The organism is Pseudomonas sp. B34(2017) (genome assembly GCF_002112915.1).
Lineage (GTDB): Bacteria > Pseudomonadota > Gammaproteobacteria > Pseudomonadales > Pseudomonadaceae > Aquipseudomonas > Aquipseudomonas pharyngis.
On sequence record NZ_NEJA01000001.1, the window covers coordinates 862,256 to 879,984 of the forward strand.

Genomic DNA, 17,729 nt, shown 5'->3' on the forward strand with positions numbered 1-17,729 from the left:
CGATTGTAAACCTGGGGGTCAGAATTGCGCACATAAAAAACCGGGCGACTTTGCAGTCGCCCGGTTCGGTTTGACGGTTACAGATGCGATTCGGCGTATTCGGCCAGGATCGAGCGAGGCACCCCTTGCAGGGTGATGTGCACACCGTTGGGGAAATCCTTGAAGCGTTCGGTCAGGTAAGTCAGCCCGGAGCTGGTCGCGGACAGGTAAGGGGTGTCGATCTGTGCCAGGTTGCCCAGGCACACCACTTTGGAACCGGCGCCGGCCCGGGTGATGATGGTTTTCATCTGGTGCGGCGTGAGGTTCTGGCATTCGTCGATCAGGATCAGGCTCTGCTGGAAGCTGCGACCGCGAATGTAGTTGAGCGATTTGAACTGCAACGGCACTTTGCTGAGGATGTAGTCGACGCTGCCATGGGTGTTTTCGTCATCCATGTGCAAGGCTTCGAGGTTGTCGGTGATGGCGCCGAGCCAAGGCTCCATTTTTTCCGCTTCGGTGCCCGGCAGGAAGCCGATTTCCTGGTCCAGGCCCTGCACGCTGCGGGTGGCGATGATGCGGCGATAACGCTTGCTGACCATGGTCTGCTCGATCGCAGCGGCCAGCGCCAGAATGGTTTTACCCGAACCGGCGGCACCGGACAGGTTGACCAGGTGAATATCCGGATCCAGCAGCGCATACAGCGCCAGGCTCTGATAGATGTCCCGTGGCTTGAGGCCCCAGGCTTCCTGGTGCAACAGCGGTTCCTGGTGCAGGTCGAGGATCAGCAGCTTGTCTTCTTCGATCTCCTTGATCCAGCCGACGAAGCCCTGCTCATCAATGATGAATTCGTTGATATGCACGGCAGGCAGGTTGTCGATCAGTTGGACCTGATGCCAGGTGCGACCGTGGTCCTGACGGGTTTCGACCTTGCTCACGCGGTCCCAGAAAGAGCCGGTCATGTTGTGATAGCCGTTGGGCAGCAGGGACACGTCGTCGACCAGTTGGTCGGTGCTGTAGTCCTCGGCGTCGATCCCGCAGGCGCGCGCCTTGAGGCGCATGTTGATGTCTTTGGTGACCAGCACCACCGGTTTGCTCGGTTCGCGGGTGTGCAGGTCAATCAGCTGGTTGATGATTTTGTTGTCGTTCAGATGCTCGGGCAGAATCAGGTTCGATTCGGCCTGCTTGCTCATCAGAATCGACAGCAAGCCCTTCGGACCGCCCTTGCCACGCTGGATCGGCACGCCCTGTTCGACATCATCGGGTGAGGCATCGCCCAGGGTCTTGTCGATCAGCCGGATCGCCTGACGGCATTCGGCGGCCACGCTGTGATGCCCGCTCTTGAGCTTGTCCAGCTCTTCAAGCACGGTCATCGGGATCGCGACGTGGTGTTCTTCGAAATTCAGCAGGGCGTTCGGATCGTGAATCAGTACGTTGGTATCGAGTACATAAAGGATTGGCTGGTTGGAGGAAGGGCTACGTCCGTGATCATCCATACTCGGTCACCTTTGTGGGAGCCATTCGACGCAATACCTCGGCGGTGCTGCGCCTCGAAGTGACTGCCGAATCCACCTGCACAGCTTTTGTCGGGATAGCAGGTGAACCGCACACAAAATGGGTCTTGGAAGACGCCACCTGTGTTGCAGGTTTCGGCGGTCTGACTTCGTAATACTCCAAAACCCGTGACAGAAAAAAGCACTTTGACGCTTTTTTGAAGTTTATTTTGCAAAGTGACGAAAAGCCCTTGGCGGACCGCCCTGCCCCCGTTAGAGTCGGAAGTCCGCCTGAATCGAATTCTGCAAAAAATTCACCCCAAGCCCAATGTTTCCGGGCTCTTGCCGTTTTTCAGCGAAACGCGTCCTGACAGTCTTCCCAGCCGATGCCGCTTTGCGCGGTTTGCGTGATCAGCCACGGCAACGCGGTCTTCACCGCATCCTGTTTCATGTTGAAATTGATCACCCCGTGCCGCCACAGCAGCATCAGGGTCAGCACCCGCTGCGCGCTCGGAGCGCCCTTGAGCTTGCCGGCGCCGTCCTGGGCATCGATGTCCCACAGCGCCACTTGCAGGCCCTGGCTGTTGAAAAAGCTCCGGGCATCGCTGCGACGTTGCCCTTCCGGTGGACGGAACAGCGGCACGTAGTTTTCCGGCAGCTTGTTGCGGACCAGATCGGCACTGCGCCGCACCGAATCCTGCCAGTCCTGCCAGTGGCTGTGGGACCTGAATTCCCAGCCCTGCACGCCGACGCACTGCTGCGAAAACGCCGCTTGCAGGCTGCTGACGGAACGGTCGGCCAATCGCGCCTGAACATCCTTGCCCAACATGAAGAAGGTGCCGCTCAGGTTCGACTTGCGCAGGTACTCGGCGAGCCAGTCGGTATTGTCCGGCTGCAGGTTGGCGGCGCTGTCGAAAGTCAGCAGAAACAGGCGATCGTGCATGTCGTCGCCGTTGCGCTCGTAGTCTCCGAAATGATCGATTTCGCTGCTGGTCTGCGGCGACAGCGCCGCCTTGCGCATCAGTTCATCGAGATATTGCAGATGGAAGATCCGGCTCGGCTCGGCCCACTTGGTGTAATAGCTTTCGTCGCTGACCACGAATTTGGCGGCCTGCTCGCGCAAGGTCGGCAGGTCTTCGACGAGGAAGCAGAACGAGGCGTCCTGATCGCAGCTTTGCTGGGCGAAGTTGTAGTTGGCGAGCAGACGCTGCCACAGCCGCTCGCGCAGGCTGTTGATCGCATCCAGATTGACCGTGCGCAGCCCCAGACGCTGAGCCAGCGCAGCCTCATCCAGCGCTTCGGTGCCGAGCAGGCCTCGGGCGAACATCAGAATTTCCGCCCGCGAGGCGACGTCGAACAGCGTCGGGTTGTCGAGCTTTTCCGGCCAGGTGCTGCGATCCAGCGTCGCGATATCGCCCGGCGCCGCAACGGCACCGACGCTCAACAGCCACGCGGTGAAGAAAAGAACAATGCGCAAAGGGTGTCTCCATTACAAAACCCGCGCCGCACTATAGCCGATCCGACAGTAATTCCTGCAGGCACACAGATGATCGTCCCACGCTCTGCGTGGTAACGCCTCCCCGGACGCGCTGCGTCCGCTGCCGGGGTGACGCAGAGCGTCACTGACTACATTCCCATGCAGAGCGTGGAAACGATCAGGGTTGGGTGGCACACCGCCGATCACCTATGGACCTGATAGCTGGAGTCATCCGCCCCAACCCCCTAGAATCGCCCCCACGATTAAAGGAGACGACTTCATGCTGATGGTGATTTCCCCCGCCAAGACCCTCGATTACGAAACACCGCCGGCGACCCAGCGCTTCACTCAGCCGCAATACCTCGACCATTCCCAGGAACTGATCCAGCAACTGCGCGAACTGAGCCCGGCGCAGATCAGCGAACTGATGCACGTGTCCGACAAGATCGGCGGCCTCAACGCCGCGCGTTTCGGCAGCTGGACACCAGCGTTCACACCGGAAAACGCCAAGCAGGCGCTGCTCGCGTTCAAGGGTGACGTCTACACCGGTCTCGACGCGCAATCCTTCAGTGAAGCCAATTTCGATTACGCGCAAAAACACCTGCGCATGCTCTCCGGCCTCTATGGCCTGCTGCGCCCGCTCGACCTGATGCAGCCATATCGCCTGGAAATGGGCACCAAACTGGCCAACGCCCGGGGCAAAGACTTGTACGCCTTCTGGGGCACGCGCATCAGCGAGTGGCTGAACGAAGCGCTGGCCGATCAGGGCGATGACGTGCTGTTGAACCTGGCATCCAACGAGTACTTCTCGGCGGTCAAGCGCACGGCCCTGAACGCGCGGATCATCAACACCGAATTCAAGGATCAGAAGAACGGCCAATACAAGATCATCAGCTTCTACGCGAAAAAGGCCCGAGGCCTGATGAGCCGTTTCGTGATCCAGGAAAAAATCAACGATCCGGCCCTGCTCAAACAGTTCGATGTGCAGGGTTATCGCTACAGCGCCGAGCAATCGAAACCGGATAATCTGGTGTTTCTACGCGATCACGCCCCCGAATAAAGCATGCCTAATGCACGACTCTTTATATGAAGAGTCGTGCAGCTCGCACGATGTCAAAAAACCCTCGCCACATTTCGCCATTTTAATGGCGCCAGAAAAACCTCCCTGCCTTTTCTAAGATTAGTTTCACTCGACACTGATCATTTTTTTCAGTAGTGGCACCTAAATTTTTTCACCGTAGTGGCACAAAACTATCTAACGTGATTTTTCGCCTGTTATTAAAGGTCGAAAACGAAATTGCTATCAAATTGATACTGGTGCCATCTCTGACAATATTTCAAGAAATTTCAGATTTCGCGATGAGCGGACAGGAACTTCGTCCGAATGCATAGCTCATACCACCGGTAACGATTCTCGCCGAGTTTGTACGAGATAACTTACGCGGAGCAGATAGCCATGTAACCAAGTTGTCACAGCAACTTGCCTAGATGACTAACTAGTCTCAAAGCAGACGATGGACAGGAGATACGAACCATTAATATCCCCTACAAAGGCCATGGCCGCGCCCTTATAAACGTGCTCGCCTGAGCACCCAACCGCTTGATTTACGGGACTTTCATCCTGACATCGAGCGCGCAAGACGATTGCACAAGAGTCTTCTCCAAAGAAGATCGGCTGCATAACAGGGCACGTCATAACAACAAGGCCTGGTTACGCACATCTTGAGTGCACTTATTTAGACACTCGAAACTTAGTATGCCTGCACACGGCATTGTGGCGCCTGTATGCCGCACTTTCGAGTGCACTAATGAACGCTGAACACCATTAACTCCGGCCCTCTAAGGCCTGATATATACAGAGGTAATTGCGATGCGCATCAGCATATTTGGTTTGGGTTACGTTGGCGCAGTATGTGCCGGTTGCCTGTCTGCTCGGGGCCACGACGTGGTGGGCGTCGATGTTGCCAAAGACAAGATCGACATGATCAACGCTGGCAAATCTCCCATTGTTGAACCGGGCCTGGGTGAGTTGCTCGCACAAGGTATCCAGACCGGTCGTCTGCGCGGTACGACCAACTTCGCCGAAGCGATTCGCGACACCGACCTGTCGATGATCTGCGTCGGTACGCCGAGCAAGAAGAACGGCGACCTGGAACTGAACTACATCGAAGCGGTGTGCCGCGAGATCGGTTTTGTCCTGCGTGAAAAATCCACCCGTCACACCATCGTCGTGCGCAGCACCGTACTGCCGGGCACCGTGGCAAACGTTGTCATCCCGATTCTCGAAGACTGCTCCGGCAAGAAAGCCGGCGTCGATTTCGGCGTGGCGGTCAACCCAGAGTTCCTGCGTGAATCCACCGCGATCGCCGACTACGACCAGCCACCGATGACCGTCATCGGCGAGTTCGACAAGGCGTCGGGTGACGTTCTGCAATCGCTGTACGAAGAACTCGACGCACCGATCATCCGCAAGGACATCGCCGTCGCCGAGATGATCAAGTACACCTGCAACGTCTGGCACGCCACCAAAGTGACCTTCGCCAACGAGATCGGCAACATCGCCAAAGCGGTGGGCGTCGATGGCCGCGAAGTGATGGACGTGGTCTGCCAGGACAAGACCCTCAACCTGTCCCAGTACTACATGCGCCCGGGCTTCGCCTTCGGCGGTTCGTGCCTGCCGAAAGATGTGCGCGCCCTGACCTACCGCGCCGGTTCCCTGGACGTCGAAGCGCCGCTGCTCAACTCGCTGATGCGCAGCAACGAATCGCAAGTGCAGAACGCCTTTGACATCGTTGAAAGCCACGACAAACGCAAAGTCGCCCTGCTGGGCCTGAGCTTCAAGGCCGGCACCGACGACCTGCGCGAAAGTCCGCTGGTGGAACTGGCCGAGATGCTGATCGGCAAAGGCTACGACCTGAGCATCTACGACAGCAACGTCCAGTACGCCCGTGTCCACGGCGCGAACAAGGACTACATCGAGTCGAAGATCCCGCACGTATCGTCCCTGCTCAATTCGGACTTCGATTCGGTGATCGACAACTCCGACGTGATCATCCTGGGCAACCGCGACGAGAAGTTCCGCGCCCTCGCCGAAGAGGCGCCGCAGGGCAAGCAGGTGATAGACCTGGTGGGCTTCATGTCCAAGGCCACCAGCGCCGGTAGCCGCACTGAAGGCATCTGCTGGTAACTCGGCCCTAAGCGACAAGCCTCGAGCTGCAAGCCAAAGCGTTTCACTTGCAGCTCGAAGCTTGAAGCTTGTCGCTTAAAGCTCCCATCACCTTCGGATGACGGTCATGTCCAAGCTCAAACATTTTTTTCTGCAATCCGCCGGCTGGCTTTTGTTTCTGAGCCTGCTGATGGGCCTGGCCCTGATGCTGCCCACGTCCACATTCGACTCCGAGTCGAAGGACTTCATTTTCCTGATTGGCGCCGTAGGTATCTGGCGCTACTCGATGGGTGCCACGCACTTTGTGCGCGGCATGATTTTTCTCTACATCGTCTACCCGCACCTGCGCCGCAAGGTTCGCAAGCTGGGTAAGGCGGCGGACCCGTCCCATGTGTTTCTGATGGTCACCAGTTTCCGCATCGACGCGTTGACCACCGCGCAGGTTTACAGCTCGGTGATCCGCGAAGCCATCGACTGCGAACTGCCGACCACCGTGGTCTGCTCCATCGTCGAAATGTCCGATGAGCTGCTGGTCAAGGCACTGTGGGCGCGGATGAATCCGCCAGACCGCGTGAAACTCGACTTCGTACGCATTCCCGGCACCGGCAAACGCGATGGCCTGGCCTATGGTTTCCGCGCGATCTCCCGTCACCTGCCGGACGACCGCGCCGTGGTGGCCGTGATCGATGGCGACACCGTGCTCGGCGAAGGCGTAGTGCGCAAAACCGTGCCGTGGTTCCAGATGTTCGGCAACGTCGGCGGCCTGACCACCAACGAATTCTGCGAAGTGCGCGGCGGCTACATCATGAGCGAATGGCACAAGCTGCGTTTCGCCCAGCGCCACATCAACATGTGCTCGATGGCCCTGTCCAAACGCGTGCTGACCATGACCGGGCGCATGTCGGTGTTCCGCGCCACCGTGGTCACCAACCCGGAATTCATCGCCGACGTTGAAAGCGACTCGCTGCAACACTGGCGCCTGGGCCGTTTCAAATTCCTGACCGGCGACGACAAGTCGAGCTGGTTCAGCCTGATGCGCCTGGGCTACGACACCTTCTACGTGCCGGATGCGGCGATCAACACCGTTGAACACCCGCCGGAAAAGAGCTTCATCAAGGCCAGCCGCAAACTGATGTTCCGCTGGTACGGCAACAACCTGCGCCAGAACTCCCGGGCTCTGGGTCTGGGTGTAAAACGCCTCGGCGCCTTCACCTCGGTGGTGCTGTTCGACCAGCGCGTATCGATGTGGACATCCTTGCTCGGCCTGACCGTGGCAATCATCGCCAGCTTCAAGTACGGCACCGCGTTCATCCTGGTTTACCTGCTGTGGATCGGCATCACCCGTCTGATTCTGACGCTGCTGCTGTCCTGCTCCGGCCACCGGATCGGCCCGGCTTACCCGGCAATTCTCTATTACAACCAGATCGTCGGTGCGCTGGTGAAGATCTACGTGTTCTTCCGCCTCGACCAACAATCCTGGACCCGACAACCCACTTCCCTGACCCGTGATCTCGCCAGCTTTCAACGTTGGTTCAACACCTGGTCGTCTCGGACCATGACCTTCTCCGCCGGCAGCATTTTCGTCGCCGTGCTGCTGATGATGGTCTGACCTGCCCCTATTGAATTAACAAGGAAATCGCCCCCATGAATACCGCCGTCAACGCCAACGTAGTGCATGAATCCGAAGCCCAGCGCCAGCACGCCCGTGTGAAAATCCCGGCCAAGCTGCGTTTCTTCGGCCCCGACCGGAGTCCGGTTGAAGCGCGGGTCCTCGACCTGTCCGCCGGTGGTCTGGCGTTCAACGCCGGACAACTGCCGCTGACCGTCGGCGAGGTGTACAAGGCGCGTCTGCAGTTCGTCATCGACAACCTCGGCCTGGCCATGGACGTTGAACTGCAAGTGCGCTCCTACGACCGCCAGACGGGTCGTGCTGGCTGCCAGTTCCAGAACCTCGAGCCGCAGGACATTTCCACCCTGCGCCACCTGATCACTTCGCACCTGGCCGGCGACATCGTCAGCATCGGCGAAGTGCTGGCAACCCTGCAGCGCGATAACTTCACCAAGGCCCGCAAGGTCAAGGACGGCGACTCCGGCATGACCCCGTTCGGGCGTCTGAAAGCGGTGACGTTCAGCGCCGGTATCTTCGCGGTCGGCCTGGTGGCGGCGGGTTTCATTTTCAAATCGGTGTACAGCATGTACTTCGTCAGCCATGCGCAGGCCGGTCTGGTCAGCGTGCCGGGGATGAACATCACCATGCCGCGCGACGGCACCGTGCAAAGCCTGGTGAAGTCCGACGGCGTCGCCGCCAAGGGCGCACCGCTGGCGACGTTCAGCACCAGCATGCTCGACGTACTCAAAGGTCACCTGGAAGAAGATCAACTGTCCCCGGCCAAGGTTGAAGAACTGTTCGGCAAACAGATGACCGGCACCCTGACCTCGCCGTGCGATTGCACCGTGGCCCAGCAACTGGTGGCCGACGGTCAATACGCGAGCAAGGGCGACGTGATCTTCCAGCTGGTGCCGCGCAACACCCAGGCCACCGTCGATGCGCGCTTCTCCTATCGCCAGTTCGGCGACGTGCGTCCGGGCACCCCGGTGAGCTTCCAGATCGCCGGCGAAGACAAGACCCGCACCGGCAAGATCGTCAGCAGCACCAGCCTGAAAAGTGCCGACCTGTCCTCCGACATCCGTGTGCAGATCCAGCCTGACGAGCCGCTGGACAGCCGCTTCGCCGGCCGCCCGGTGGAAGTCAACAGCGACCGTGGTCCGAACCTGAACTGGCTGATCGACAAAGCCATGGCTGCCGGTCTTTAAGTCGAGGACATGCCCGTGACGAGCCCTATCAGAATCCTGCCGGTCCCGCTGACGCTGGCCATGGCAATCGCCCTGGCCGGTTGCGCCGGCCTGCCCGACCAGCGTCTGGCCAACGAAGCGCTCAAGCGCGGTGACACCGCGACCGCCGCGCAGAACTACCGTGCGCTGGCCGATCTGGGTTACAGCGAAGCCCAGGTGGGCCTCGCCGATATCCAGGTCGACAGCCGCGATCCGGAACAAATGAAACAGGCCGAAGCCACCTACCGCGCAGCCGCCAGTGTTTCGCCGCGTGCCCAGGCCCGGCTCGGTCGTCTGCTGGTGGCCAAGCCCGGCTCCACCGAGGCCGAGCATCAGGAAGCCGAAAGCCTGCTGAAGAAAGCCGCCGCCAGTGGCGAAGGCAACACACTGATCCCGCTCGCGATGCTGTACCTGCAATACCCGCACAGTTTCCCGAACATCAATGCCCAGCAGCAGATCGACCAGTGGCGCAAATCCGGTTACCCGGAAGCAGGTCTCGCACAAGTGCTGCTGTATCGCACCCAGGGCACTTACGACCAGCATCTGGATGACGTGGAAAAAATCTGCAAGGCCGCGCTCAACACCACCGACATCTGCTACGTCGAGCTGGCCACGGTCTATCAGAAACGTGGCGCGCCGGAGCAACAGGCCGAACTGATCAAGCAGCTGCAGGCCGGTTACAGCCGCGGCACCGTCAGTGCTCAGCGGGTGGACTCCGTGGCCCGTGTGCTGGCCGATTCGACCCTGGGCAAGACCGACGAAAAAACCGCGCAGTCGCTGCTCGAGCCGATCGCGCCGGGTTACCCCGCGTCGTGGGTCACCCTCGCGCAACTGCTCTACGACTTCCCGGAACTGGGCGACGTCGACCAGATGATGAAGTACTTGGACAACGGCCGCGCCGCCGATCAGCCGCGCGCCGAACTGCTGCTGGGCAAGCTCTACTACGAAGGCAAACTGGTCCCGGCCGACGCCAAAGTCGCCGAGGAACATTTCCAGAAAGCCGTCGGCCGCGAAGTCGCTGCCGATTACTACCTCGGCCAGATCTACCGCCGTGGCTACCTGGGCAAGGTCTATCCGCAGAAGGCCCTCGACCATCTGCTGACCGCTGCGCGCAACGGCCAGAACAGCGCCGATTTCGCCATCGCCCAGCTGTTTTCCCAAGGCAAGGGCACCAAGCCCGACCCGCTCAATGCCTATGTGTTCAGCCAGTTGGCCAAGGCGCAAAACACCCCGCAAGCCGATGAGCTGGCGACCACCCTCGCCGCCCAACTGCCGCCCGAGCGCCTGGCCGAAGCCCGGCGCCTGCTGCAACAGGAACAGGCGACCCGTGGCGCCCTGAGCCAGAACACGCTGCAACTGCACGCCCTGCAAGAAGAAGACGGCGAGGAAAAACCATGAAATTGAATCCCTTTGTGAAGGCCGGCATTGGCCTCACGTTCGCGCTGATCTGGTCTTGCCCGACCCTGGCTGCGATGACTGAATCGAAGAACTTCGGCCTCGAAGTGAAAATCACCGGCCAGTCCGAAGACGACCGCGACCTCGGCACCGCCAGCGGCGGCGACGTCAACGGCCTCGGCCTCGACCTGCGCCCGTGGGTCTACGGCGAAAGCGGCGCGTGGAGCGCCTACGCCATGGGCCAGGCCGTGACCTCGACCGACATCATCGAGACCGATACCCTGCAGCAGTCCGACAGCGACGGCACCCAGACCACCGACAACGGCGACCGCAAGACCAAGAAAAACTACCTGGCGATGCGTGAGTTCTGGGTCGGCTACAGCGGCCTGACGCCCTACCCCGGCGAGATCCTCAAGTTCGGTCGCCAGCGCCTGCGCAACGACGACGGCCAGTGGCGCGACACCAACATCGAAGCCCTGAACTGGACCTTCGACACCACCCTGCTGCGCGCCAACGCCGGTGTCGCCGAACGCTTCAGCGAATACCGCACCGACTTGAAAGAGCTGGCGCCGAAAGACAAGGATCGCCTGCACGCCTACGCCGATGCCGCTTACCAGTGGACACCGGGCAACTGGGTCGGGATTCGCGGTCACCACACCCACGACGACGGCAAGCTCGACTATCCGGAGCCGGGCGTGGCCGGCGATTCGCTGGACAAGAAAGAAAACGGCGACATCAGCTGGCTCGGCCTGACCGCTGACAGCGACGCCTACAACTGGCGCAACACCAACACCGTCAACTACTGGGGCAGCATCACCGGCATGAGCGGCGACCGCGATACGGTCAACGCTCTCAACGCCGACGGCACTCGTCCGGCGCAAGCCAAGCGCAGTGACAACGTCGACGGCTGGGCCACCGATATCGGTGTGCGCCTGCGCCTCGATCCGCAATGGCAGGTCGGTGCGGCGTATGCCCGTGCCAGCGCCGATTACGAACAGAACGGCCTGGAAAGCAACCGCTCGAACTACACCGGTACTCGCTCGCGGGTTCACCGTTTCGGCGAGGCCTTCCGTGGCGAAATGAACAACATGCAGACCGCCACCCTGTTCGGTTCGTGGATGCTCAACGACCAGTACGACGCCAGCCTGATCTACCACAAGTTCTGGCGTGTGGACGGCAACAAGCCGGTGGGCAGCAACGGCATCAACGCCGTGGAGAACAACACCGACGACGTCACCGGCGCGATCCTTTCCAGCACTTCCCTGCCACTGCAGGACGGCAACAAGGATCTGGGCCAGGAAATGGATCTGGTGGTCACCAAGTACTTCAAGCAAGGCTTGCTGCCGGCGGCGCTGAGCCAGTCGATCGACGAACCGTCGGCGCTGGTGCGTTTCCGAGGCGGCGTGTTCAAGCCGGGTGACGCCTATGGCAGCCAGGTCGATTCGTACATGCACCGCGCGTTCATCGACGTGATCTGGCGCTTCTGATGCTGACCGCCAAGGGAGTGCCCGACATGAACAGTGCCCGCAAAGGCTCACTCAGCCTGCTGGCCGGCGCGATGCTGCTGGCCTCGGCCGGCGCCTTCGCCAGTGTGGAACCGGCCAAACCCGCGACCACCGCCAAGGAGCTGCAACAGGCCAAGACCTACACCGTCAGCAGCGCGCCGACCGAAGCGCTGGAACTGGCCAAGCCGAAATTGCCCGACCTCTCCGGCTACACCGCCGAAGCCACCGCCGCGAAAATCGTGCGCAGCAAACCGGGCAAGATCAGCGTGCGCCGGATGATGCAGGAAGACGCCCTGAAGGACTTCATCGGCGGCGACAACAAGATGGCCGAATGGGTGGTGCGTCAGCACGGCATCCCGCAGGCGATCTTCGTCGACGACGGCTACATGAACCTGAAAGAGCTGGCGCAGAAACTGCCCAAGCAGTACTTCAGCGAAACCTCGCCGGGCGTCTACCTGGCCAAGTTGCCGATCGTGGTCGGCCGCAAAGGCATCCTCGAAATCGACGGCCAGACCCAGGAGTTGCGCCTGTCCCAGGAGGCCGGTTCGTTCCTGGTCAACGACGGCCAGTTGTTCGTGCGTGATACCAAGGTCACTGGCTGGCGCGAGAAGGAAAACGGCCCGGCGACCTTCCGTTCGCCGAAGGAATTCCGCCCGTTCCTGTTGGCCTGGGGCGGCACCGAGACCTACATCGTCAACAGCAAGATGGCCAGCTTCGGCTACGCCAACAGTAAGTCCTACGGGGTGAGTATTTCCCAGTACACGCCGAACATGGCCAAGGTGCTCAAGCGTCCCGAGCCGACCGGCTGGATCGTCGGCTCCGAGTTCTCGGACATGTGGTACGGCTTCTACTGCTACGAGACCCGCGACTTCGTGGTCAAGGGCAACACTTACAAGGACAACATCGTCTACGGCATCGACCCGCACGACCGTTCCCACGGTCTGATCATTGCCGAGAACACGGTGTACGGCACGAAGAAGAAGCACGGGATCATCATTTCCCGTGAAGTGAACGACAGCTTCATCTTCAACAACAAAAGCTACGACAACCACCTCTCGGGGCTGGTGATCGACCGTAACAGCGTGAACAACCTGATCGCCTACAACGAGATCTACAAGAACCACACCGACGGCATCACCCTCTACGAGTCCGCCGACAACCTGCTGTGGGGCAACAAGGTCATCAGCAACAAGCGCCACGGCATCCGCATTCGTAACAGCGTGAACATCCGCCTCTACGAAAACGTCGCCATGGCCAACGGCCTGACCGGCGTCTACGGGCACATCAAGGACCTGACCGACACCGACCGTGACATCAAGCTTGACCCGTTCGACGCCCAGGTCTCGCTGATCGTGGTCGGCGGTGAACTGGCGGCCAACGGCAGCGGCCCGCTGTCAATCGATTCGCCGTTGAGTGTCGAGTTGTATCGCGTGTCGATGCTGGCGCCGACCAAATCCAGCGGCATCAGCTTCAACGGCATCCTCGGCGAGCGCCAGGATGAAATTCTCGACCTGCTGGTGCGCCAGCAGAAAGCCGTGCTGATCGACCCTGTCGAACGCCAGACCGAATTGCAGGACTGAGGATAATTTTATGCACCCACACCTGATCAAATTACTCAGCCTGTCGGCCCTGACCGTGGGCATCCTGGCGGCCAGCAACGGCGCCCGCGCGGACGAAGTGAAAGCGCCGACGTTCACCGCCGAACCGTGCTGCAGTCTGTGCCCGGCCGCCCATGACGCGAAGAACTACACCACGCGCTATCAGCAGAACTTCACCACTCTGGTGCAAGCGCAGGGCGACTGGTTGTTCCGGACCCAGGAAGACCTGCGCACCGAGTTCAACACCACCCCGGCCGGTTACAAACGCCTGCAACAGCTGCACGATGCGTTCAAGGCCAAAGGCGTCGAACTGGTGATCGTCTACCAGCCGACCCGTGGCCTGGTGAACCGCAACAAGCTCAACCCGGCGGAAAAAGCCGCGTTCGATTACGAGAAAGCGCTGGGCAATTACAAGACCATGCTCGGCCGTTTCGCCAAGATGGGTTACGTGGTGCCGGACCTGTCGCCACTGACCAACGAGTCGCTGCCGGAGACCCTGCCCGCCCACGATTTCTACTTCCGCGGCGACCAGCACTGGACCCCGTACGGCGCCCAGCGCACGGCGAAAATCGTCGCCGAGAAGGTCAAGCAGATTCCGGCCTTCGCCGACATTCCCAAGCGTGAGTTCGAAACCAAACGCTCCGGACGCATGGGCAAGACCGGCACCCTGCACAACATGGCCGGGCAACTGTGCGGCACCAGTTACGCGATCCAGTACATGGACCAGTTCACCACCGAGCCGAAAGGCGAAGCGGGTGACGGCGACCTGTTCGGTGATTCCGGCAATCCGCAGATCACCCTCGTGGGCACTTCGCACAGCGGCAAGAACTACAACTTCGCCGGTTTCCTCGAAGAAGCCATCGGCGCCGACATTCTCAACGTCGCGTTCCCCGGCGGCGGTCTGGAAGGTTCGATGCTGCAGTACCTGGGCAGCGACGAATTCCAGAAGACGCCGCCGAAAATTCTCATCTGGGAATTCTCGCCGCTGTACCGCCTCGACCAGGAAACCATCTATCGCCAGATGATGGCGCTGCTCGACAACGGCTGCGAAGGCAAAGAGGCGCAAATGTCCGCCAGCACCACGCTCAAGCCGGGCGGCAAACAAGAACTGCTGGTCAACAGCAAGAACCTGAACCTGCAGAACAGCAGCCACCAGGTCGACATCCGCTTCGCCGACACCTCGGTGAAAACTCTGCAAGCCACCCTCTGGTACATGAACGGTCGCCACGAGGACATCAAGATCGAGAAACCGGAAACCTCCGATACCGACGGTCGTTTCGCCTTTGAGTTGCGCACGGACGAAGACTGGGCCTCGCAAAACCTGCTGGCGGTCGAAGTCCAGGGCCCGGAAGCGGGCACCGCGCCACAGAAAGTCGAAGCGAAAATCTGCAAACGCAACGTATTCCCGGGCGCTGGGCAACAAACCGCTCAGGTCGGGCAATGAGGTCTGCTATGCGAAATCCGAAACTGAAAACTCTTTTGGCGCCGACGCTGCTCGGGCTGGCGATCTTCGCCGGCACCGCGCAGGCCGCCGCACCACTGCGTCCGCCACAGGGCTATTTTGCGCCTGTGGATAAATTCAAGACCGGCGACAAGAGCGAAGGCTGCGATGCGATGCCGACGCCCTACACCGGCCCGCTGCAATTTCGCAGCAAATACGAAGGCTCGGACAAGGCTCGCGCGACGCTGAACGTGCAGTCGGAAAAAGCCTTTCGCGACACCACGAAAGACATCACCAACCTGGAACGCGGCACTGCCAAACGGGTGATGCAGTTCATGCGCGACGGTCGCCCGGAACAGCTCGATTGCACGCTCAACTGGCTCACCGCGTGGGCCAAGGCCGATGCGCTGATGTCGAAAGACTTCAACCACACCGGCAAGTCGATGCGCAAATGGGCGCTGGGCAGCATGGCGTCTTCGTACATTCGCCTGAAGTTCTCCGACTCCCATCCGCTGGCCCAGCATCAGCAGGAAGCCCAGGTGATCGAAGCCTGGTTCAGCAAGATGGCCGATCAGGTGGTCAGCGACTGGGACAACCTGCCGCTGGAAAAAACCAACAACCACTCGTACTGGGCCGCGTGGTCGGTGATGGCGACAGCGGTCGCGACCAACCGCCGCGACCTGTTCGATTGGGCAGTCAAGGAATACAAGGTCGGCGTCAATCAAGTCGATGCCGACGGTTTCCTGCCGAACGAACTCAAGCGCCAGCAACGCGCCCTCGCCTATCACAACTACGCCCTGCCGCCACTGGCGATGATCGCCAGTTTCGCCCAGGTCAACGGTGTGGATCTGCGTCAGGAAAACAACGGCGCGCTGAAACGCCTGGGTGACCGGGTGCTGGCCGGAGTGAAAGACCCGGATCAGTTCGAGAAGAAGAACGGCAAAGAGCAGGACATGACCGATTTGAAAGAGGACATGAAATTCGCCTGGCTCGAACCGTTCTGCACCCTCTACACCTGCCCGCCGGATGTGCTCGAGAAGAAACACGGGATGCAGCCGTTCAAGACCTTCCGCCTCGGCGGCGACCTGACCAAGGTCTACGACCCGTCCCATGAAAAGGGCAACAAAGGTTCCTGACACTGACCGCTGATCGTTCCCACGTCGAGGCGTCGAACCGTCTGCGTGGGAACGATCGCAGGACTGTTTCACCCCTCCAATTCCACGGGGGGTTTGGGGGGGCTTTGGCCCTTGACTGTTGGTTCAAACATGGAGAGATCGGGATGGTATTTTCATCCAACGTGTTCCTGTTTCTGTTCTTGCCGATCTTTCTCGGCTTGTACTACCTGAGCGGGCAACGCTATCGCAACCTGCTGCTGCTGATCGCCAGCTACGTGTTCTACGCGTGGTGGCGGGTGGACTTTCTGGCGCTGTTCGCCGGCGTCACCCTGTGGAACTACTGGATCGGCCTGAAAGTCGGCGCCGCCGGCGTGCGCACCAAACCGGCCCAGCGCTGGCTGCTGCTCGGCGTGGCGGTGGACCTGTGCATCCTCGGCTACTTCAAGTACGCCAACTTCGGGGTCGAGAGCATCAACGCGATCATGACCTCGATGGGCCTTGAGCCGTTCATCCTGACCCACGTGCTGCTGCCGATCGGTATCTCGTTCTACATCTTCGAGTCGATCAGCTACATCATCGACGTCTACCGCGGCGATACCCCGGCCACCCGCAACCTGATCGACTTCGCGGCGTTCGTGGCGATCTTCCCGCACCTGATTGCCGGTCCCGTTCTGCGTTTCCGTGACCTGGCCGATCAGTTCAACAACCGCACCCACACCCTCGACAAGTTCTCCGAGGGCTGCACGCGGTTCATGCAGGGTTTCATCAAGAAGGTGTTCATCGCCGACACCCTCGCCGTGGTGGCCGACCATTGCTTCGCCCTGCAAAACCCGACCACGGGCGATGCCTGGCTCGGCGCGCTGGCCTACACCGCGCAGCTGTATTTCGACTTCTCCGGTTACAGCGACATGGCCATCGGCCTGGGCCTGATGATGGGTTTTCGCTTCATGGAAAACTTCAAGCAGCCGTACATCAGCCAGTCGATCACCGAGTTCTGGCGCCGCTGGCACATCAGTCTGTCGACCTGGCTGCGTGACTACCTGTACATCACGCTTGGCGGCAACCGCAAAGGCACGCTGATGACCTATCGCAACCTGTTCCTGACCATGCTGCTCGGTGGTCTGTGGCACGGCGCGAACATCACCTACATCGTCTGGGGTGCGTGGCACGGCATGTGGCTGGCGATTGAAAAAATGCTCGGCCTCAACACCGCGCCGCGCAGCCTCAATCCGATCCGCTGGGCGCTGACCTTCCTGCTGGTGGTCATGGGCTGGGTGATCTTCCGCGCCGAGAACCTGCACGTCGCCGGCCGCATGTACGGCGCGATGTTCAGCTTCGGCGACTGGTCGCTGTCGGAACTCAACCAGGCCAGCCTCACCGGTCTGCAAGTGGCGACCCTGGTGGTGGCTTACGTGACCCTGGCGTTCTTCGGCCTGCGTGATCTGTACACCAACCAGCCGCCGGCCAAGACCAAACCTGAGGTCAACGTCGAGGCCAATGGCCCTGCCACGGCGACGCCGGGAATGATCAAGGCCGCTCCGGGCGAAAACCCGGCGAGCATCCACGAGCCCGGCTACACCGTCGGCGTCGAAGCCCAGGTGCAACCGGCCTACTGGACCGCGGACTGGTCGCGCTACGTGATGCGCGGGCTGATCCTGCTGCTGTTCATCGCCTCGATTCTCAAACTCTCGGCGCAAAGCTTCTCGCCGTTCCTTTACTTCCAGTTCTGAG

General features: G+C 60.4%; 12 protein-coding genes. 10 read left to right on the forward strand and 2 right to left on the reverse strand.

Annotated features, from left to right (window positions below; genetic code table 11):
* Nucleotides 1-77 precede the first annotated feature (77 nt).
* Together CAF80_RS04180 and CAF80_RS04185 are read right to left on the reverse strand one after the other, a co-directional pair.
* Nucleotides 78-1,472 carry a PhoH family protein gene (locus tag CAF80_RS04180; protein WP_011332563.1) on the reverse strand — a complete coding sequence of 465 codons (1,395 nt, stop codon included), beginning with the start codon at nt 1,470-1,472 and terminating at the stop codon, nt 78-80.
* Nucleotides 1,473-1,821: 349 nt separating this feature from the next.
* Nucleotides 1,822-2,946 (reverse strand): polysaccharide deacetylase family protein, encoded by a 1,125-nt coding sequence (locus CAF80_RS04185; protein WP_039769461.1) that lies wholly within the window; start codon nt 2,944-2,946, stop codon nt 1,822-1,824.
* Between the two features lie 280 nt (nt 2,947-3,226).
* On the opposite strand from CAF80_RS04185, the gene yaaA reads away from it, so the two are divergent.
* From yaaA to CAF80_RS04235, 10 genes are all read left to right on the forward strand, one after another.
* On the forward strand, nt 3,227-4,006 hold the full coding sequence (yaaA, locus tag CAF80_RS04190; RefSeq protein WP_011332561.1) for a peroxide stress protein YaaA: 780 nt from the start codon (nt 3,227-3,229) through the stop codon (nt 4,004-4,006).
* Between the two features lie 810 nt (nt 4,007-4,816).
* Complete coding sequence (locus CAF80_RS04195; protein WP_039769459.1) at nt 4,817-6,133, forward strand: nucleotide sugar dehydrogenase; 1,317 nt, start codon at nt 4,817-4,819, stop codon at nt 6,131-6,133.
* A gap of 106 nt (nt 6,134-6,239) precedes the next feature.
* Nucleotides 6,240-7,721 carry a mannuronan synthase gene (gene alg8 / locus CAF80_RS04200; RefSeq protein WP_163974069.1) on the forward strand — a complete coding sequence of 494 codons (1,482 nt, stop codon included), beginning with the start codon at nt 6,240-6,242 and terminating at the stop codon, nt 7,719-7,721.
* Between the two features lie 35 nt (nt 7,722-7,756).
* Nucleotides 7,757-8,926 (forward strand): alginate biosynthesis protein Alg44, encoded by a 1,170-nt coding sequence (locus tag CAF80_RS04205; RefSeq protein ID WP_074691175.1) that lies wholly within the window; start codon nt 7,757-7,759, stop codon nt 8,924-8,926.
* Nucleotides 8,927-8,935: 9 nt separating this feature from the next.
* A complete protein-coding gene (algK, locus tag CAF80_RS04210) occupies nt 8,936-10,342 on the forward strand; it encodes an alginate biosynthesis TPR repeat lipoprotein AlgK (protein ID WP_074691173.1) in 1,407 nt (468 codons plus the stop codon).
* Nucleotides 10,339-11,826, forward strand: a complete 1,488-nt coding sequence (locus tag CAF80_RS04215; RefSeq protein WP_074691171.1) for an alginate export family protein — start codon at nt 10,339-10,341, stop codon at nt 11,824-11,826. The genes algK and CAF80_RS04215 overlap by 4 nt, the downstream gene beginning before the upstream one ends.
* Nucleotides 11,827-11,852: 26 nt before the next feature.
* Nucleotides 11,853-13,424, forward strand: coding sequence for a mannuronan 5-epimerase AlgG (algG, locus tag CAF80_RS04220; protein WP_074691430.1), 1,572 nt, complete (start codon nt 11,853-11,855; stop codon nt 13,422-13,424).
* A gap of 10 nt (nt 13,425-13,434) precedes the next feature.
* Nucleotides 13,435-14,886: an alginate O-acetyltransferase gene (locus CAF80_RS04225; protein ID WP_039769449.1), complete on the forward strand. Its 1,452-nt coding sequence runs from the start codon at nt 13,435-13,437 to the stop codon at nt 14,884-14,886.
* Nucleotides 14,887-14,894: 8 nt separating this feature from the next.
* Nucleotides 14,895-16,019, forward strand: a complete 1,125-nt coding sequence (locus tag CAF80_RS04230) for a mannuronate-specific alginate lyase (RefSeq protein ID WP_085666869.1) — start codon at nt 14,895-14,897, stop codon at nt 16,017-16,019.
* A gap of 143 nt (nt 16,020-16,162) precedes the next feature.
* The gene (locus CAF80_RS04235; protein ID WP_039769445.1) at nt 16,163-17,728 is read left to right on the forward strand and encodes an MBOAT family protein; all 1,566 of its coding nucleotides are present in this window, start codon (nt 16,163-16,165) and stop codon (nt 17,726-17,728) included.
* Nucleotide 17,729 lies beyond the last annotated feature (1 nt).